Genomic DNA, 18,038 nt, shown 5'->3' with positions numbered 1-18,038 from the left:
TCGGCTCTACCACCCGGCAACCGTTTACGCACCCTGTGGAGTTCACAATGAACAGCGCTCGCCTCATCCCCCTCGCGGCGTCCACCGCGTTCCTGCTCGCGCTCGGCCCGTCGCGCGCGCTCGCCGCCGGGGACGGGGACTACTACGTCAGCCCCGCGGGGTCCGACGCCAACGCCGGCACCACGAGCGCGTCGCCGTTCGCGACAGTGCAGAAGGCGCTCGACACGGCACCGGAGGGCGCGACGGTCCAGCTGGCCCCGGGGACGTACTCGCAGGACTTCGTCACTATCCGCCCCGGCGTCACCGTCACCGGCCCGGCGGACGCCGTCGTCAAGGGCGGCGGCGGTGCGCGGATCGTCCAGGTGCGCCACGCCGACATCACGCTCTCCGGGTTCACCATCGACGGCCTGTACGGCTCGCCGTCCAGCCCGGACGGGTACCGCGACAAGCTCATCTACGCCATGAGCACCACCCCCGGCGTCGGCCTGAGCCGGGTGCGGATCCTCGGCATGACGCTCAAGAACGCCGGCGGGGAGTGCGTCCGCCTGCGGTACCAGATCACCCGTTCAGAGGTGGCGAACTCAACTGTGGGGCCGTGCGGGGTGTACGACTTCATGTTCGACGGCGGCGGCAAGAATGGCGAAGGTGTCTACATCGGCACCGCGCCCGAGCAGCAGGGGGCGAACGGCGCCCCCGACAGCCGCCCCGACGTCAGCAGGGACAACAGGGTTCACCACAACGTGTTCGACACCCAAGGTAACGAGTGCGTGGACGTGAAGGAGAACTCAACCGCCAACATCGTCGAGTACAACACCTGTACCGGGCAGAAGGACCCCGAGTCCGCGGGCCTGGACTCCCGGGGCAACGGCAACGTCTTCCGGTACAACACCTCTTACGGCAACGTTGGCGCGGGCGTGCGACTCGGCGGCGACACCGAGGCGGACGGCGTGGACAACGACGTGTACGGCAACGTGATCACCGGCAACGCCGCCGGCGGCATCAAGTTCGTGCGCGCGCCGCAGCGCCGGATCTGCGGCAACGCGATGGCGAGGAACACCGACGGGAACGCGGTGGGCGACCTCGGTGACCAGTTCAACCCGGTGCGCTCCTGCCGCGCCACCGCCATGCCGTAGACCTCCTCTCCGCGCGTCGGCCATCGCCCGGACCTTCCTGCCCGGGGCGGCGGCTGTTCGCCGCTCCTGTAGGGCTCAATAATAGGATTCGGTGTCTGACCTGCTGGTTGCCGGTGGTCTCAGTTGGCGATCTGGTAATCGTTGATCAGGCCGCCGAGGATGGGTCTGCGGTGGGCTCGGTGCTTGGCCAGGTCGATGGGGGTTGGCGGTCCGGTTTCGGCTTGCGCTGGGGACAACTGTCCGATGCCGCGGTGAGGCCGAGCCGTGTTGTAGTGCTCCGGGTAGCGGATGAGCGTTCGGCGTAGATGGCGCTCGTTGAGGATGAGCATCCTGTCCAAAAGTGCGCGGCGCAGGGTGCCGACGATCCTTTCGCAGTGTGCGTTCGCTTTCGGGGCCTGTGGTGGGCTCTTGATGACACGCAGGCCGGCATCGGCGAAGACCGCGTCGAAGGCATCGGTGAATTGGCCGCCACGGTCGCGGATCAAGAACTTCAGCTTTGTCGCGTCGGCGTCGGTATTGATGAGGAAGTTGCGGGCGGTCTGGGCGGTCCACGATCGTGTGGGGTTCGCCGTGACGCCGAGCACGTGGGCACGGCGGCTGTCGTGTTCGAGCATGATCAGGGCGTAAAGGCGTGTGAGCTTGACGGTGTCCACATGCAGGAAGTCGACCGCGGCGATGTGCTCGGCCTGGGCGGTCAGGAACTGCTTCCGTGTCGGCCCGCTGCGGCGCGGAGCCCGCTCGATCCCGGCCCGGTTCAAGATGTTCCACACGGTCGAGGTGGCGATCTTGTGGCCGAGGCGGGTCAGTTCACCGTGAATGCGCCGGTGGCCCCACCCCGGGTTCTCTGCGGCCATGCGCAGGATGAGGTGTGGGTGCCGAATATTGTGTCGCAGGGTTTGATCTGGGGTTTTGCTGTGTTCGATGGACCAGCTCCGGCAGGATCACAGGATGGCTCTGCGGCTGCTGTACTTGATCGTCTTACGGGTATTCGGCTGGATTGTGCTGCTCGCCCGATCACAGGCGTTCAAAGACACAGAGATCCTGGTACTGCGGCATCAGTTGGCTGTGCTCCGCCGCCAGGTCGCCGCTCCCCGGCCATCGTGGGCAGACCGGGCGATCATTTCCGCGCTCGTGCGTTTCCTGCCCCGATGCCGCCGATGTCACCTGTTCGTCACACCGCGGACGCTCCTGCGTTGGCACGCTGACCTGGTGAAGCGACGCTGGACCTACCCAAGCATGGGCCGGGACGGCCACCGATCCGACCCACCATTCGCGCGCTGGTGCTGCGCCTGGCCGCCGAGAATCCGGACTGGGGTTACCGGCGCATCGCCGGGCAGATCGCCGGCCTGGGCCGGAAGGTGTCCCCGGCCACCGTGTGGGCAATCTTGCACAGGGCTGGTTTCGATCCCGCGCCCCGACGTAGCGGTCCGACCTGGGCTCAGTTCCTCAAGGCCCAGGCGTCCGGGATTCTTGCCTGCGACTTCTTCAGCGTGGAGACGGTCATGCTTGCGCGGCTGTACTGCTTCGCCGTGGTCGAGCACGCCAGCCGGCGGGTGCACGTGCTGGGGGTCACGGCGAACCCAACCGCTGGCTGGGTCGCCCAGCAAGCCCGCGACCTGGTACTCGACCTGGGCGATCGGATCGGTGATTTCCGATTCTTGATCAGAGACCGGGACAGCAAGTTCACCAGGTTGTTCGATGAGGTGTTCACGACCGAGGGCATCCGCGTGGTGCTCACCGCACCACAGGCTCCTCGGATGAATGCGATCATGGAGCGGTGGGTGGGCAGCGTACGCCGCGAGCTACTCGACCGGATCCTCATCATGAACGAACGCCACCTGCGCAAGGTCCTTGCCGAGTACGAGACCCACTTCAATAGGCATCGTCCGCACCGGGCCTTGAAGCAGGCAGCCCGCTGCGGGGGCTACCTGATCCGGTCGACGCCGACATCGAGGTCTCCCGACGAGACCGGCTCGGCGGCCTCCTGCATGAGTACGCCCAGGTCGCATGAGGCGACACAATATTCGGCACTCACACGTCAGAGGTGGCCGTAGTACCGCTTGAGCCGACCGGACAACACAAGCCGAACGCTGGATCGGTGGCCTGCGCCGAGAGCTCCTCGATCGGATCCTTATCATCAACGCCCGCCACTTACGACGCGTGCTGGCTGCCTATGAGGCCCACTTCAATGGGCATCGCCCGCATCGCTTCGTGGGTCAGGCCGCTCCACTGCGAACCCTTCCCGACCCGGTCGAGGACGATATCAAGGTCATCCGACGTGACCGCCTGGGCGGGCTGATCCACGAATACGCGCGGGTCACATAGCGCGGCCGAGTTCTTGGCACCCACCGGCGTCGCCTGCACGGCCGGCAACCAACGGGTCAAGCTCGTCGAGTCCGCGATCGCCGCATGCCTGGTGACGGCCGCAGACCTCGCCGCACCAGACCAGCAGCCTCCTTACCCGAGGACGGGCACCCCAAGCCCAAGCCGAAGCCCTGAACCTGTCGATTACGCACAGAGCCCGCCTGCCTGACGGCAAGACGGGACTCTCATGCAGAGACGGCTAGAGGTTGATCATGTGACCGGCGATGCCCTCGATGGCTTCCTTCATCGCCTCCGACAGCGTCGGGTGAGCGAAGATGTTGCGGGCCACCTCGTCCGCCGTCAGGTCCCACTGCTGAGCCAGCGTCAACGCCGGCAGCAGCTCGGTGACCTCCGGGCCGATCATGTGCGCACCGAGCAACTCGTTGTGAGTCGCGTCCGCGACGACCTTGACGAATCCGACGCCTTCAGCCATGCCACGGGCCTTACCGTTGGCAGAGAATGGGAACTGCGCGACCTTGACGTCGTATCCCTTCTCCTTCGCCTGGGCCTCGGAGTATCCGAAGGACGCGATCTGCGGCTGGCAGAACGTCGCACGCGGAATCATGTCGAAGTTGATCTCCATGGTCTCCGTGCCGGCGATCGTCTCAGCGGTGACCACGCCCATCGCCTCAGCGGTGTGAGCGAGCATCAACTTGCCGGTGCAGTCACCGATCGCATAGACGCCCTCGACGTTGGTGCGACCGCGAGCATCAACCGCGACCGCACCACGGTGGGTGAGCGCGACGCCAGCAGCCTCCAGGCCGAAACCCTGCGTACGCGGCGCGAAACCAAAGGCTGCGAGGAACTTGTCAGCCTCGATCATCTGCTCATCGCCGCCGGCGGACGGGGCCACCGTCACACGCACGCCGGAGCCGGTGTCCTCGACACCCTTGACCGCCGTGGAGAGCAGCACGTTGACGCCCAGCTTCTTGTAGGCGCGGAGCAGCTCCTTGGATACGTCGGCGTCCTCGGTCGGCACCATTCGGTCCAGGAACTCCACGATGGTGACGTCGACCCCGAAGTTCTTGAGCACGTAGGCGAACTCCACCCCGATCGCGCCCGAACCGCCGATGACGATCGACTTCGGCAACTGGTCGGTGAGGATCTGCTCCTCATAGGTGACCACGTTCTCTGAGAGCGTGACACCCGGAACCAACCGCACCGTGGCACCAACGGCGATGATCAAGTTGTCGAAGGTGTAGGACGAGGTCTGAGAGTCCTTGGAAACGTCGATCGACTTGGGCCCGGTGAGGGTGCCCCAACCGTCGATCTCAGTGATCTTGTTCTTCTTCATCAGGTAATGCACGCCCTTGGCGCTCGCCTCGGCGACGCCGCGGCTGCGCTTGTGGGTGGCACCGAAGTCCATGGTCGCCTCACCCGTGATGCCGAAGGTGTCCTTCTCCTGGGTGATGATGTGGGCGATCTCCGCGTTGCGTAGCAGCGCCTTCGACGGAATGCAGCCGACATTGAGGCAGACACCGCCCCAATACTTTTCTTCCACGACGGCGACCGACTTGCCGAGCTGCGCGGCGCGGATGGCGGCGACGTATCCACCAGGGCCGGCACCGAGGATGAGGACATCGAAGTGGGTCACGAACTAAAGCCTAGACTGCCTCATGTTCGCACCATACGTCGCATTGGCCACGTGTGTGGAGACGAGTTGCCGCATACGGCCCATCCCCGGATTCCGCCGGTGAGGTGATGGGCGTGCGTCGTGTGGACGATTGCGCTACTGCGTGCGTTCACTGCGCGCCCCGACATGGCGGCCGAGCGCGGCCAGACCGTCAGGTAGAGCACTGTCCTGGGCACCACGTCCAGCGCGTCCGCGAGCTGCCTGCGGGTGGGCGGACCGTGCTCACGGACGTCACACGGCACGTTCGCCTTGAACGAATCCTGGACTCCCTCATCAAATGCAGCCTTTGCGAACGGCGAGTTCAACACCCTCGAGACCAGTTGGCTGATCGCGACGACGATCGCTCTTGGGCGCGCGGCTGATCAACGTATCCACGACGACGGCGTCGTCCACCCACCCACCACAGCATCGGCTGCTGTACGGATCCGAGCGAACCTGACCACCCGCCGAGCCTTTAAGCCATCAAACGGGCCACTCGAAAGTGCAGTCAGAGCGGCGGCGACGAGTGGCCTCGAACGCAGCGCACCGGGGCCGCACTCCGCGTCACAGATCTTTCCGCTCAGCCAGGTAAGACATCGACGTCTGGCGTCACTACATGGAAGAGCCGAAGTGTCGTGTCGGCGAGCGACTGATACAGAGAGGCGTCCAAATGAAGGCGATTGTGGTGACAGATGAGGCCGCGGGAACGGCCGGGATGACGCTGGCGGAGCGGCCAGAGCCGGAGGCGACGGGGAACGATGTCCTCGTTGAGGTTCATGCGTCGGGATTCACCCCGGGAGAGCTGACGTGGCCCGGAACCTGGACCGATCGCCTCGGCCGGGACCGCACGCCGTCGATCCCCGGCCACGAGTTGGCTGGTGTGGTCACCGCGCTCGGCTATGGCACGAGGGGGCTGTCGGTGGGACAGCGGGTGTTCGGCCTTGCGGACTGGACTCGCGACGGCACCCTGGCCGAGTACGTGGCCATCGAGGCGCGTAACGTCGCGGCGCTGCCGGGCGACGTCGACTTCACGGTTGGGGCGAGCCTGCCGATCTCGGGTCTGACCGCGTGGCAGGGATTGTTCGTGCACGGCCGCTTCCAAGTGGGGCAGACCGTTCTCGTACATGGTGCGGCCGGGGGAGTCGGCTCGATGGTGACTCAGCTCGCCAAAGAGGCTGGCGCCTACGTCATCGGTACCGGACGTGCCGCCGACCGTCAGACGGCGCTCGACTTCGGGGCGCAGGAGTTCGTCGACCTTGATAACGACACTTTGGAAGACGTCGGCGGAGTCGATCTGGTCTTCGACGTGATCGGTGGCGACATCCAGAAGCGGTCCGCAGGCCTGGTCCGAGCCGGCGGAACCCTGGTGACCATTGCCGGGCCGCCCGAGGCAAGGCCGGCGGACGGCCTCGCGGTTGACTTCGTCGTCGAGGCCGATCGCGCGCAACTGGGTGAGGTTGTCCAGCGGGTCCGGGATGGGCGGCTGCGGACGAACATCGGCAACGTGGCGACCCTCGACGACGCCGTTGCCGCCCTCAACCCGACCGAGCGGATCAAGGGAAAGACGATCATCCGCGTTCGCTCGTAAGGACTCGGCACACCCAAGCACGAGAACGACCCCCCGCAGGAGCGAGAAGTACGTCGATGGTTGGCCCTTCGCCTACGTCGACGACATGCGACTGGGCGAGTAGGACTATCGCCACGACCCGAGAGCGATCTGATGACCATCAACGAACGGACACCCTCATGACGGACCCAACCGAGCCGGGCCGCTACGCTTTCGAATACCCGGACGAGGCCGGATACCCCGACGGGAAAGGCACCCTCAGCCAGGACCAGATCGCCCTTATCGACGAGGTAATCGACGACCCCCACGCCCCCGCGTTCGACTTCCAAGTCGTCAACGACGAGAAAATCGGCATCTACGAGGCCATCGCCGGCGACCGCGAGATCGCCGGCCTGCCCTACAACGTCGCCAGCGACAACCGGCTCGTGTTGCTGGCCACCTCGGTGTTCCCCGAGTTCCGCAAACAGGGCATCGGCACCGAGCTCATCAGACGCGTCCTCGACGACGTGCGTGCGCAAGGCAAGACGGTCACCATCATGTGCCCGGTCGTGCGTAGGTTCATCGAGCACAACCCCGAGTACACCGACCTCATCGACCCCAAGCACCCTGGGGTGACCAAAGGGTCACGCCGGTCCTAAACCAACCTACGGGCCCCCAACAGAACGTTTTCGGCAATGACGATCAATATCGAGGCAGAGGCGGCCGCCCGCGGCGCTCATCGCTGCTCTGGATGAGACAAGTCTCGGCGAGGTGGAGGTCCAGCTGGGAGCTCGATTTCAGCAACGACGCGGAGCGCGGCCGCTGGATCGCCACCCTCGGCGCGCCGAAGCGATCGCCGAGCTCCCGTACCGGTTCGTGGGCGGCCGCGTTGTGCTGCTGACGACCTGGGTCGCCCCCACCTACCGCCGCAATCGGGTGGTCACAGAGCTCGCCGCTCGCGTGCTGGATGAGATTCGCGAGAGCGGGAAGAAGATCACCGTCATCTGCCCGGTCGTGGGTGAGTTCATTGCTCGCCGCCTGGAACCTCGATCTCATCGACAAGGTCCATCCTGGCGCCGGCGCCTACCCCTGCGGAAGGCGACCGCGACGAGGAGCTCACCGCGCTCGAGCACGACCTGGCGTAACCGTCCGGCGTTCAGACGTGGTTCGAGTCGTCCAGCGGGTCCGGGATGGGCGGCTGCGGACGAACATCGGCAACGTCGCGATCCTCGACGACGCCGCCGCCGCCCTCAACCCGACCGAGCGACGCAACGGAAAGACGATCATCCGGATTCGTCCATAAGGACTCGGAGGCAGCAACTGGGCCTTCGTGGACCAGCGTTAACTATGGGGTCAGGGTCGGACGACTCGTAGGGGAACACCCCAGCGGACTGGTCAAGCATCTAAGGCATACGTACCCGAAGCCTCCAGATGTCGTCGCTGCTGGAACGGATCGCCGCCCGCCGTGCCGAATTGGCCGAGCAGGCACAGCACCTGACCAAGCAACTGACCGACGGCTCGACGGGGGCGCGTTCGCTGCTGATGAGCTGGTTGGCCTGTTTCTGGGCGGTGGTGAGGGGGGTTGGTGCGGGTGGCCTTGCACTAGTGGCCAGTGGCTACCTGCCCGAGGCGCCTGAGGTACCGGCATGAGATTGCCCACTTTCGGGACCAACATCTGCATTCCAACGGCGACTTAAATCTTGGTGTCCCGGAACGAGTGGTAGGTCCGACCGGTGACACTTGCCCAGAGCAACGAGAGCACCATGACCGCTGTGAGAATGAGAGCGCTGCCGAGATGATCTCCCAGGATGCTGCGGAGGAACTAGGCCACCGCGCGACCACGTCGTGAGGCCGCGATAGTGCTCGTCCGGGGGGTCTGCTGAGCGGGGCCCGGTGGTCTCAGCCACCGGCCTTGGCCCGCGCTGACTCGGCAGCAGCACGATCGGAGTAGCCTGGGTGTCGGGCGTCGATCAGATCGGCATAGGTGGTCGTTCGCGAGAGGTAGTCGGCCACAAAGGGGCAGATAGCGGTGATCGTGCCCTCGCGGGCGCGGATCTCGTCGAGCACTCGCCGCACCATCGCGCCCGCTACGCCCTGGTGTTGATGACTCGACTCCACCTCGGTATGCAGTATTGCGTACCGGTTGGGCTTCAGGTGGGTGTAGTAGAGCCAGCCGACTAGGTCGCCGTCGCGGTAGAGCTCAAAGCGGCCTTGATCGGTGTTGTCGATCAGCTCCTCGGTTACCGGCGCCTGTTCTTCCCTGCTCATCGGATCACCCTTCCAATGTGTAGTCACGCCGCGCACTCGTGCGCGCGCTATATCGGACCTTCAAGTCCAAGTATGGCGTCTATATGCGCGTACTGCACAGTCGCAGTAGCATATATTGGACTAGGTGGTCCGTTCGTGCGCTTGATGAGGACTGCTCGGGGCCACCGACCGAAGACGAACGAGGCGAGAAGAGAACATGGAGCCATCACCGGCCGCCGTTGAGGTGCGCAAGGACGAGACCACCCGGCTCTACGAGGCGCTGACCGATGGCCGGGTCGTCGGTAACCTGGCTTACGAGACGACTGGCGAGCGGGTCACGCTCACCCACTCTTACGTCGACCCAGACCAACGGCATCGGGGCATCGCGTCGACCCTGGCGCGCTACGCTCTAGAAGACCTGAGCCAGAGTCGGACCAAGGTTGGCATCTACTGCGGGTTTGCCGCCGACTACGTCCAAGACCACAACGACGCCGTCGACATCAGCCGCTCGGCCTTCACCGCCACTCGCTCCGCGCGAGACACGAACAGCGGGCGCTGACGTCATGGACGACCTGCACATCACCATCGAGCCTGAGCGCATCGTCACTCCGACCCTCATCTTGCGGTCTTGGTCTGCCGAAGATGCCCAGGGGGCGTTCGAGATCTATGGGGACCCGAGAACCGCCAAGGCGATCGGCAGGCGACAGCCTGTGCGTGACCTCGCCGAGATGCGCGAACTGTTGGGAGACTGGGATCTGCAGTCGTCACAGAGCCCGGTGCCACAGGGCCTGTGGGCAGTGGAGGCGGCCGATGACGGCCAGCTCCTCGGCGGCGCGACCCTGCTTCCCTTCAGTCCGCGCGATCCCCAGCTTGTGATGGGGTGGCATCTGCGGCCCGTGGCCCGTGGCCACGGTGTGGCTGGCCAGATTGGGCATGCCCTGGCACACCAGGCATTTCTTGCCGACGACGTCGACGAGGTCTTCGTTGCGACGCCGGCGCAAAACGCCGGCAGCCTCGCCGTTGCCAAGCGTCTCGGAATGACAGTCGTCGATGACTTCGACTGGGCACACCGTGGTGTAAGACTCGAGGTGCTGCGGATGGGCCGGGCCGACCTCCACAAGATCCGACCTGGAATCTCGCTGGACTACTCCTATGACCCAGACGGGCTAGACGACTGGTGAGTTCGAACCGAATCTCGGGCTAGGGTCACAGCCTCTGTCTGTGGCTTGGTCTGCGGTGAACTCAACCAGCAGACAGGCTCTCGATATGCGCAAGCGCCATGTCGATTGATGTTGCCATCGGTGTGACATCGCGCGCAGTCTGGGCCAGCATGTATCCGCCCTGGAGGGCGGCCAAGAGCCCGGTCGCGAGTTGGTCGATCGACGCCTCGGGCGGAAGCGCACCACCGTCTTGAAGCCTGCGCAATACGTCTGCCAGCAGTCCCTGCCATTCGGTGAACAGGTGGGACAGGGCCTGGCGCGCGAGAGCGTCATGATCGGAAACCTCGGAGGCCATTGAGCCGAGCGCACAGCCGTAGGCGCCATGGCGAAGGGCGTTGTTCCGTACCAACGCATCCCGCCAGCGTCGCAGCCCTGGGATCGTCGAGACATGGCCGAGGGCGTCGCGCTCACGCTCGATGACGCGTTCTCCTACGTGGTCGATGACGGCCCGTACGAGTGCGTCCTTGCCGTCAAAGTGGTGGTACAACTGCGACTTGCTCACTCCGCTCGCCGCGAGCACGTCGTCGAGCGTGGTATCTCCGACTCCTTGGATGTACATCAGGTCGGCTGCTGCGGCGACGATCCTTGCCCGCGTTTTTGCACCGCGCGCCGTCAGGCGTCTGCCAGTTTGCGAGTCAGCGGTCGTCATCACGAATTCATGTTACTGATATCGGGCTACTCGTTCCCCTTCCTCGCAGGGCTGTCGTCCTCGGTCGCCGCAAAAGGCGCGAGCGCGATGTCGAGCGCGGCGTTGAGTGGCCATGGGTCCTGTGCAATCTGACTCAGGGTGCTTCCTCCATGAAGCGCAGCAAGAATCAGCACCGCAGTCTTCTGGGGGTCAACATCGCCCCTCGGGGTCTGCGCGGAAGGCCAGAGTATGTCCCACGTGATGCCGGACTGCAGCAACCGGTCCACCGTCTCGGCGATGAGCTCGCGCCAGCGATCGAGTAAGTCGGCTCGCTCAGGTGCATCACCTGATTGTCGCAGCGCCAACACGTACGGCGATCGCGGGGGTCATGAGCTCCTTGACGACCCGGCGACGCCAGCTGGCTAGCATCGCCCCATCGGTGACTCCAGCCAGACAAGCGCTTTCGCGGGCCAGGACTTCCCCGAAGTGTGTCCTCATCAATCCCTCCCGGCCAGTCGACACCGCTCACGTATTCTGCCACGCTCATTGGACTATTTAGTATACTAATCAGCTTCAATGATGCCTTCGCCCGTTACGCCAGGGCCGCTCGCACCAGCTGAATGTGGGGCATCGCCTGGAGGATCCGCGGGTTGCCATCGGGCTGCGAAGTCTTGGCAAGAAGGAAGGTCACCGTGTGGCCCCTTGCCGGGGTAGTAGAAGTCCATCGGCAGGAGAGCGAAGCGTGATGAGGCGCGGAACGTTGTCTCGTCGACTCCGAGCCAGTCGATGAGACGGGCTCCACTCGCGTCGTTCCACGGGATGCCCGACTCCTGTGCCTTGCGTCCGGGCGCCTGTCCCACAATCGCTATGCGTGCCGCGGCGTCGGCAACGTATATCGGCTGGTAGTTCGCCGCTGCAGCCCAGGCATTGTCGCGATCCGCGGTGATCTCGGAGCGAATACGCTCAAGGTCGGATGCTGTTAATGACATGCTCCTCCTCGGGTCAGATGGTGCTCTGCTCGCTCAGACGATCTGCATCTGGAGAACAAGGCCCGGTGCGTTTGGCTGCGCTTCTGACGGGAGGGCGCCGCCCCCGGCGTCGCGGCCAGATGGGCTCTCTTGGCTCACCGGGGCACCCTGCGCCGTTGACTCGGCACCATGCAGGTACTCGTCGAGACGGCCACGGACGTGGTTCCGGGCGCGCGTGCCAAGGCGGCTGTTGCCGATCGCTCGTCGAGTCCGAGTGCTTGCGCTGAGCCGGCCAGCGCGTAGCCCTGTAGATCGACGAGCGCGACAAGCTCGCCGAGTGGCTCGGGCGGTTCGCCGAGTGCCTTGTCGAGCAGGTCGTATACCTCTCGGGTCTCGTCGACTTCCTCCGGGCCCAGGCTGTGCGCCGCCGCGCCACTGTTCCGGGCTATCGACCCACCCGTCGATCCTGTCTTCGCCTGGGTAGAGATCTGGGTAGAAGAGCGCGGGCTCATCGGCATCGCTGTTGAGGTCTTCGAGTGAGTCCGCACTTCGCAAGGCCTCGGCGCCCGTCGCCAGGGACTCTCCTGCCACCGGCATCACGTCGTCGGCCAGGTCGTTCTGGACGTCGCCGGGACCAGCGTGCCGTCCAAGGAACTCGCGGGTCGTGGCGATCTGTGAGACATATGACGCGCAGTCCGGGCAGTTAGCCAGATGGGCGGCCAATGAATCCTGAAGGTGTTCAGGTGCCAGTCCGGGGTCGCCGCCGAATCGCAGCACGTCGGAACATCTGCCATCAGCCAATGGAGGCCACCGTCTCGGTTCGCCTGGTCGCACCACGACAGGGCCGGCCAGGGCGTTGATCGACGGCCCGTTTCTCTCGGCCACCTCGCCGGATTCTGGTCTATATAGTCCGAGTTCTGCAATCCAACACGCTCGCAACGGCCTCTCTCATAGTTGATCGGGGCGAGAGAAACATCTGTGGCCTGACCGTGCAGTCGGAGCCTCACGTCCGCTCGGGGGTCAACTTCGACGTTCCTGCAGCGCTCGCTGCGCGACCGCGGCTACGCGGTGACGTTCATCCGCGACATCACCGACATCACCGACATCGACGACAAGATCCTAACGTCGAGGAGATGGAGGGCAGCCAGCATCGTGGTGCCATCGCCAAGGACAGGAAGAAGGGCGACCGTCGGCTCCGGTGCCAGCGTCGCAGTGGGCTCGAGGGCATGCGCCGAACCCGAAGGCCAACGACCGGCCCAACCACAAGGCCTACCGCGCCGCGCGGGATGATGTTCAGTAGCTCCTAGAGAGCGCGGTGCGCGCGCGTGCGCGTTGACACCGGTTACAGCGGGACCCTATGTTGGACGAAATCGTCCATAGTACGGTCGCTGCCGCCATCGACCCGACCGTGAGACACCCACCACTAAAGACCGTCGGGTCTGGAAGAGAGCACAGGGTGACAATCTCGCGTGGCTTCTTCGGTCATCACGATCCGCGTGCCGTCGATCTGCCGCCCGGCCAGCATCTGACCCACGGATTCCCCGTGCTGACGGCTGGGCCAACGCAGCTGATCTCGACGGAGAAATGGAGCTTCACAATCACGCCTGAGAGCGGCAAGCCAAGGCGGTGGAATTGGGACGAGATGATGGCCTTGCCCTCAGAGGAGATCAACGTCGATATCCACTGCGTGACCCGGTGGACGAAACTCGGGACCCAGTGGCGGGGCGTCGCGCTCGACACCTTCTTCGAGGACATCGAGACCTACGACGAATACGCGATGGTGCATTCGTACGGGGGCTACACCACGAACCTCCCGTTGGAGGACCTGGTTGGGGGCAAGGCCTGGATCGTGTACGAGTACGAGGGAGAGCCGCTTCACGTTGAGCACGGTGGTCCGGCCAGGCTACTCGTGCCGCATCTCTACTTCTGGAAGTCCGCGAAGTGGGTGAACGGCATCACGATGCAGCGCTTCGACGAGCCGGGCTTCTGGGAAAGCTTCGGCTATCACAACTACGGGAACCCGTGGCGCGAGGAGCGGCACGCCGGTGACTGACACAAACACGACCGAGGGCCCGGCCGACAGCTCCGTAGAAGCCACTCCGCCGGCAGGGAATCACTGGCGCAAGGCAACGCTCATCGGTCTGCACTCGCAGTCCTGGCATTCCCGGACACTTGCTCTACGCGTCCCCGGCTGGACCGGACATCTGCCCGGTCAGCACGTAGACGTACGTCTCACAGCCGCGGACGGCTACTCGGCCCAACGGAGCTACTCGTTGGCTGAGCCTGCCACACCCAACCGCGTCGCGGTCACCGTCGACCTCCTACCCCACGGCGAGGTCTCGCCGTACCTGGCGGAGATCATGAAGATCGGTGACGAGCTCGACGTGCGCGGGCCCATCGGTGGATGGTTCGTCTGGGAGCCGGGGGACCCATCCATCGGGGACGGCCCAGTACTCCTGATCGCCGGCGGATCAGGGGTGGTGCCGCTGGTCACCATGCTGCGAGCCCGGAAGCGAGAGGGGGACTCGACGCCGACGATGCTCGTGTATTCGCTTCGCGGCCCTCGCGACCTCATGTACGGGCCTGAACTGGAAGAGATGTCGGCCGATCTGTCCGCGCCGGGGTCCGCCGAAGTGCGCCTCGTCTACACGCGCAAGGTCCCCGACGGGCACCCCCGTCCCGCCTCACACCTCGCGGTCGAGGACATCCAACCTTCGTCCGCGTGGCCGGAGCCTCTGGCGGCCCGAGTCTACGTGTGCGGCCCCTCTGGCTTCGTTGACCACGCCACAGGCCTGCTCCGCGAGACGGGTTACCCTGACGATCGCATACGCACGGAACGATTCGGACCAACAGGAGTTGATCGATGACCTCGGATCTCTCGACCCCGGCCGTCCACGAAGACGGCCCCGAGTCAGGCGCGGTCTTGGACGGTAACGCCGCTGCCGGCGAGTTTGCCGGGATCCTCGCAAGCGACCCGACCACCGTCACTGTCCGCTGCGGTAGCTGTGGCGCCACACAAGCATTCGGACAGCTGCAGGCCTACCTGGGCGGACCGGGAACTGTGCTGCGCTGTCGCGAGTGTGAGGCGATGGTCGCCCGAGTGGCCCGGACACCACAGGGCACGTGGCTCAACATCTCGGGCTCCAGCTCGTGGTTGTTTCCGCCCACCCCAGGTCCCGCCTAACCGCGACCGCCGGCTGGCCAACGCGATGAGCTCACGCCTCATCCGTCCGGCTGCGCGTTCTCAAGACACGGGTAAGAAGGAGAGCCCTTCCCGACACCAACGTCTAGCTGAACGCGCAAGCGGGCTCTGACTGCACCAACTCGAGCGTCCGGCTACGGCCCGTCGCCTCAACCGGTGGTCTCGACTTGGAGAGGCCATCGACGGGGCGGACTGGGTGTTCCTGGGGCTCACTCGGCCAGTCACGAGGGCGAATGTGGCCAGGCAAAGGATCGATGAGGGGAAACGGATGAAGGCAGTGGTTAGGGAGACCGTCGTGGCCGAGGCCGCGAACGAGGCGGTAGTCGGTATAGAGGGGAATGTCTACTTCCCGCCGGACTCAGTTGTGGCCGGTGTGCTCCGCAACAGCCCGACTCCCTATACCTGTCCCTGGAAGGGGAGGGCGCAGTATCACGACGTCGTGGTCGGCGGAACCGTGCTCAGGGACGGGGCTTGGTCCTATCCGGACATCAAGGAGTCGGCGGCGGCCCGTGTCGGCCGCGACTTCAGTGGCTATGTCGCTTTCGATGTGCGCCAGATCCGGATCGAGAGCTGACCAATCAAGCCGATCATCCAACAACAGATGCGACAGTCGAACCTCCAAGATCTCGCCCAGGAGATCCTCGCGCCGCTGCGAAGGCCGCGATCTTCTTGACCGTGGTGGTCAGCCGTGGCCGTGAAGAACAAGTGCGTGAGTCCCTCGCGAACGTCGCGGCCTGACTCGAGCGATCAGCTTCCGCGTTCCCGAAGCCCAGTTGACCTGTGTCGCCGCCATCGGAGCCGGTTTGTGGGATCGCATGTACGACGCACCCCGGCCGGCTCACCTCCGCGCCTTCGTCCCGATATCCGGTGCCGAACACACCGCGGTCTCGACCCCTGGTGACCTGCTCTTCCACATCCGAGCCACTCGCCTCGACCTCTGCCTCGACCTCTGCTTCGAGCTATGCCACCAGCTCCTGCGCTCGCTCAATGGGCTCGTTCAGCCTGTCGACGAGGTGCACGGCTTCCGCTACTGGGATGAGCGTGACTTGCTGGGCTTCGTCGACGGAACCGAGAGCCCCCGATCGGACCGGGAGGCGTCAGCGGTCGCGCTGGTCGGTGCAGAGGATCCGGCGTACGCGGGCGGGAGCTACGTGATTGTCCAGAAATACCTCCACGACCTTGAAGCATGGGAGCGCCTTTCGGTTGCCGAGCAGGAGCAGATCGTCGGTCGGGAGAAGCTCTCGGACGTCGAGCTGCCCGACGCCGCCAAGGCGTCGAACTCTCATGTCGCAGCCACGACGATCATCGATCCCGACGGCACAGCCCGACAGATCGTTCGAGACAACATGCCCTTTGGAACCGCAGCCGCTGGCGAGTTCGGCACCTACTTCATCGGATACACCGCTGATCCTGGCGTCATCGAGCGCATGTTGCATCGGATGTTCGTGGGCGAGCCCACCGGGAACACGGACCGCATCCTCGACTTCTCCACTGCTGTGACCGGCTGCCTCTTCTTCGCGCCACCAGCTGACTTCCTCGCGCGGCCAAGTCCGACCCCTCCGGCCGCGATCACGGACGAAGAACCAACCGGCCACCCAACAACCGCGCCGCCACCGACCCGTGCTCCGATAGCCGAAGCCCCGACAGGAAAGCCCCTCGCTGTGATCAGGACGGACTCCCTCGGGATCGGCAGCCTGAATAGGAGTAGCAAATCGTGAACAACCTGCATCGAGAGCTCGCCCCGATCTCAGACGCCGCGTGGGTGCAGATCGAGGAAGAGGCGCGACGCACCTTCACCCAATGGGTTGCGGGCGCCGGGTCGTCGACGTCGACGGACCCGCCGGAGCTGAGCTCTCCGCTGTCGGAACGGGCCACGTTCGTCGACTGGACGAACCAGTCGAGGGTGTCACTGCCCACCAACGCCATGCGCAGCTGATGGTCGAGTTCCGCATCCCGTTCACCGTCACGAGGGCCGCGGTCGACGATGTCGATCGGGGCGCCAAAGACTCCGACTGGCAGCCGGTGAAGGATGCAGCTCAGAAGGCCGCTGAGGCGGAGGATCGCACTATTTTCCATGGTTTCCCCGATGGCGGGATCTCAGGTATCACAGCCGTCAGCTCGCATCGGCCGTTGACCCTTTCCTCTGACCCGAAGGAGCTCCCGGACTCGGTCGCCCGAGCCATGAGCGCACTCAGGCTCGCCGGCGTGGGCGGCCCCTACGCTCTCCTTCTCTCAGCAGACCTCTACACCACAGTCTCAGAGGAGACCGACCACGGTCACCCCATCCGCGACCACCTGACTCGGCTCGTCGAGGCGAGATCCTGTGGGCCCCAGCGCTCGACGGGGCCATCCTGCTCTCGATGCGGGGCGGGGAATACACGTTGCACCTGGGACAGGACCTGTCGGTCGGTTACCTCTCCCACGACGCCGCGCAGATCCAGCTCTACCTCGAAGAGTCGCTGACCTTCATCCCGCACACGGCTGAGACAGGCATCGCGTTGACCAGCGACAAGGCGTGACCCTGGCGTGCGTGACCTTGGCGGCAGATGCGATGCGTCTGTGGCCCAGCCAACAAAAACGCCGCAGGTCGAAAGACCGTCCAAGCCCGCAGTCACCAACTAGGTGTGTGACGCGGATCCCGGTGGCACGCTCGAACGGCAGGTGTCGTCTCGGTGAGACCCGACCGGGGTAGAGGTTCTGCGCACCGCAGATTTCCAAGGCCAAACGGAGGTAGAGCAAGATGGAAACGCAGCCGATCACGGTGACCGATGACTCGTTCGAGACGTCGGTGTTGGCGGCAGATTCCCCTGTCGTCGTCGACTTCTGGGCTGTGTGGTGCGGCCCGTGTCGGATGGTCTCGCCGATCCTCGACGAGATCGCCGCAGAGCATGCGGACAAACTCACTGTCGCCAAGCTCAACGTCGACGAGAACCCCAAGACCGCCGCACGATACAACGTCATGGCCATCCCAACCATCGCCGTGTTCCACAATGGCAGCCTGGCGAAGACAATCGTCGGTGCCCACCCAAAGGACGAGCTCGAGCGTCAGCTCGCCGACTACATCAGCGGCTCCTAGACGCACCATAAGCGTCACAGGGTGTGCACTCCTCCACAGTGA

At 64.9% G+C, this 18,038-nt stretch carries 20 protein-coding genes and 2 pseudogenes; 17 read left to right on the top strand and 5 right to left on the bottom strand.

Annotated elements, in window-relative coordinates; genetic code table 11:
• Positions 1-47: 47 nt before the first annotated feature.
• A complete protein-coding gene (locus ITP53_RS20955; protein ID WP_195897105.1) occupies positions 48-1,133 on the top strand; it encodes a DUF1565 domain-containing protein in 1,086 nt (361 codons plus the stop codon).
• Between the two features lie 119 nt (positions 1,134-1,252).
• On the opposite strand, the gene ITP53_RS20950 is transcribed toward ITP53_RS20955, so the two are convergent.
• The gene (locus tag ITP53_RS20950; RefSeq protein WP_195897104.1) at positions 1,253-1,987 is read right to left on the bottom strand and encodes an integrase core domain-containing protein; all 735 of its coding nucleotides are present in this window, start codon (positions 1,985-1,987) and stop codon (positions 1,253-1,255) included.
• Between the two features lie 366 nt (positions 1,988-2,353).
• Here ITP53_RS20950 and ITP53_RS20945 point away from each other — a divergent pair, with 366 nt between their 5' ends.
• Both ITP53_RS20945 and ITP53_RS61175 read left to right on the top strand, forming a co-directional pair.
• Positions 2,354-3,187: an integrase core domain-containing protein gene (locus ITP53_RS20945; RefSeq protein ID WP_236051032.1), complete on the top strand. Its 834-nt coding sequence runs from the start codon at positions 2,354-2,356 to the stop codon at positions 3,185-3,187.
• Between the two features lie 40 nt (positions 3,188-3,227).
• The gene (locus tag ITP53_RS61175; RefSeq protein ID WP_195897120.1) at positions 3,228-3,458 is read left to right on the top strand and encodes an integrase core domain-containing protein; all 231 of its coding nucleotides are present in this window, start codon (positions 3,228-3,230) and stop codon (positions 3,456-3,458) included.
• Positions 3,459-3,696: 238 nt separating this feature from the next.
• On the opposite strand, the gene lpdA is transcribed toward ITP53_RS61175, so the two are convergent.
• Complete coding sequence (gene lpdA / locus ITP53_RS20935; RefSeq protein WP_195897103.1) at positions 3,697-5,091, bottom strand: dihydrolipoyl dehydrogenase; 1,395 nt, start codon at positions 5,089-5,091, stop codon at positions 3,697-3,699.
• 688 nt (positions 5,092-5,779) lie between these two features.
• Between lpdA and ITP53_RS20930 the strand changes: the two genes are divergently transcribed.
• From ITP53_RS20930 to ITP53_RS20910, 5 genes and pseudogenes are all read left to right on the top strand, one after another.
• Positions 5,780-6,697 (top strand): NADP-dependent oxidoreductase, encoded by a 918-nt coding sequence (locus ITP53_RS20930; RefSeq protein WP_195897102.1) that lies wholly within the window; start codon positions 5,780-5,782, stop codon positions 6,695-6,697.
• Between the two features lie 158 nt (positions 6,698-6,855).
• On the top strand, positions 6,856-7,314 hold the full coding sequence (locus ITP53_RS20925; protein ID WP_195897101.1) for a GNAT family N-acetyltransferase: 459 nt from the start codon (positions 6,856-6,858) through the stop codon (positions 7,312-7,314).
• A gap of 112 nt (positions 7,315-7,426) precedes the next feature.
• Positions 7,427-7,681 (top strand): annotated as a pseudogene (locus ITP53_RS61170) (GNAT family N-acetyltransferase); the annotation flags it as partial.
• Between the two features lie 136 nt (positions 7,682-7,817).
• The gene (locus ITP53_RS57730) at positions 7,818-7,958 is read left to right on the top strand and encodes a hypothetical protein (RefSeq protein ID WP_236051025.1); all 141 of its coding nucleotides are present in this window, start codon (positions 7,818-7,820) and stop codon (positions 7,956-7,958) included.
• Between the two features lie 128 nt (positions 7,959-8,086).
• Complete coding sequence (locus tag ITP53_RS20910) at positions 8,087-8,305, top strand: hypothetical protein (protein ID WP_195897100.1); 219 nt, start codon at positions 8,087-8,089, stop codon at positions 8,303-8,305.
• A gap of 249 nt (positions 8,306-8,554) precedes the next feature.
• On the opposite strand, the gene ITP53_RS20905 is transcribed toward ITP53_RS20910, so the two are convergent.
• The gene (locus tag ITP53_RS20905; protein WP_195897099.1) at positions 8,555-8,923 is read right to left on the bottom strand and encodes a GNAT family N-acetyltransferase; all 369 of its coding nucleotides are present in this window, start codon (positions 8,921-8,923) and stop codon (positions 8,555-8,557) included.
• A 196-nt stretch (positions 8,924-9,119) separates the two neighbouring features.
• Here ITP53_RS20905 and ITP53_RS20900 point away from each other — a divergent pair, with 196 nt between their 5' ends.
• A complete protein-coding gene (locus tag ITP53_RS20900) occupies positions 9,120-9,461 on the top strand; it encodes a GNAT family N-acetyltransferase (protein ID WP_195897098.1) in 342 nt (113 codons plus the stop codon).
• 4 nt (positions 9,462-9,465) lie between these two features.
• Positions 9,466-10,083: a GNAT family N-acetyltransferase gene (locus ITP53_RS20895; protein ID WP_195897097.1), complete on the top strand. Its 618-nt coding sequence runs from the start codon at positions 9,466-9,468 to the stop codon at positions 10,081-10,083.
• 61 nt (positions 10,084-10,144) lie between these two features.
• Here the strand turns inward: ITP53_RS20895 and ITP53_RS20890 are convergent, their stop codons facing one another.
• On the bottom strand, positions 10,145-10,771 hold the full coding sequence (locus ITP53_RS20890; RefSeq protein ID WP_195897119.1) for a TetR/AcrR family transcriptional regulator: 627 nt from the start codon (positions 10,769-10,771) through the stop codon (positions 10,145-10,147).
• Between the two features lie 542 nt (positions 10,772-11,313).
• The gene (locus tag ITP53_RS61165; RefSeq protein WP_407941273.1) at positions 11,314-11,739 is read right to left on the bottom strand and encodes a uracil-DNA glycosylase family protein; all 426 of its coding nucleotides are present in this window, start codon (positions 11,737-11,739) and stop codon (positions 11,314-11,316) included.
• A 1,336-nt stretch (positions 11,740-13,075) separates the two neighbouring features.
• Here ITP53_RS61165 and ITP53_RS20875 point away from each other — a divergent pair.
• From ITP53_RS20875 to trxA, 7 genes and pseudogenes are all read left to right on the top strand, one after another.
• A complete protein-coding gene (locus ITP53_RS20875; RefSeq protein WP_195897094.1) occupies positions 13,076-13,771 on the top strand; it encodes a sulfite oxidase-like oxidoreductase in 696 nt (231 codons plus the stop codon).
• Positions 13,764-14,585, top strand: a complete 822-nt coding sequence (locus ITP53_RS20870; RefSeq protein WP_195897093.1) for an FAD-binding oxidoreductase — start codon at positions 13,764-13,766, stop codon at positions 14,583-14,585. Before ITP53_RS20875 ends, ITP53_RS20870 begins: the two co-directional genes overlap by 8 nt.
• Positions 14,582-14,902, top strand: coding sequence for a DUF6510 family protein (locus tag ITP53_RS61160; RefSeq protein WP_407941272.1), 321 nt, complete (start codon positions 14,582-14,584; stop codon positions 14,900-14,902). The genes ITP53_RS20870 and ITP53_RS61160 overlap by 4 nt, the downstream gene beginning before the upstream one ends.
• 286 nt (positions 14,903-15,188) lie before the next feature.
• Entirely contained in the window at positions 15,189-15,494 is a 306-nt protein-coding gene (locus tag ITP53_RS20865) for a DUF427 domain-containing protein (protein ID WP_195897092.1), read from the top strand.
• Positions 15,495-15,654: 160 nt separating this feature from the next.
• Positions 15,655-16,638 (top strand): Dyp-type peroxidase, encoded by a 984-nt coding sequence (locus ITP53_RS20860; protein ID WP_268961092.1) that lies wholly within the window; start codon positions 15,655-15,657, stop codon positions 16,636-16,638.
• Positions 16,635-17,439, top strand: a pseudogene (locus ITP53_RS61155) (family 1 encapsulin nanocompartment shell protein). The gene ITP53_RS20860 and the pseudogene ITP53_RS61155 overlap by 4 nt, the downstream one beginning before the upstream one ends.
• A 221-nt stretch (positions 17,440-17,660) precedes the next feature.
• Positions 17,661-17,996 (top strand): thioredoxin, encoded by a 336-nt coding sequence (gene trxA / locus ITP53_RS20850; protein WP_195897091.1) that lies wholly within the window; start codon positions 17,661-17,663, stop codon positions 17,994-17,996.
• Positions 17,997-18,038 lie beyond the last annotated feature (42 nt).

It is taken from the genome of Nonomuraea cypriaca (assembly GCF_015645445.1).
In the GTDB taxonomy this organism is placed as follows: Bacteria; Actinomycetota; Actinomycetes; order Streptosporangiales; family Streptosporangiaceae; genus Nonomuraea; species Nonomuraea cypriaca.
Note: the sequence above shows the minus strand (reverse complement) of the source record. Positions and strands in the feature narration are given on the sequence as shown.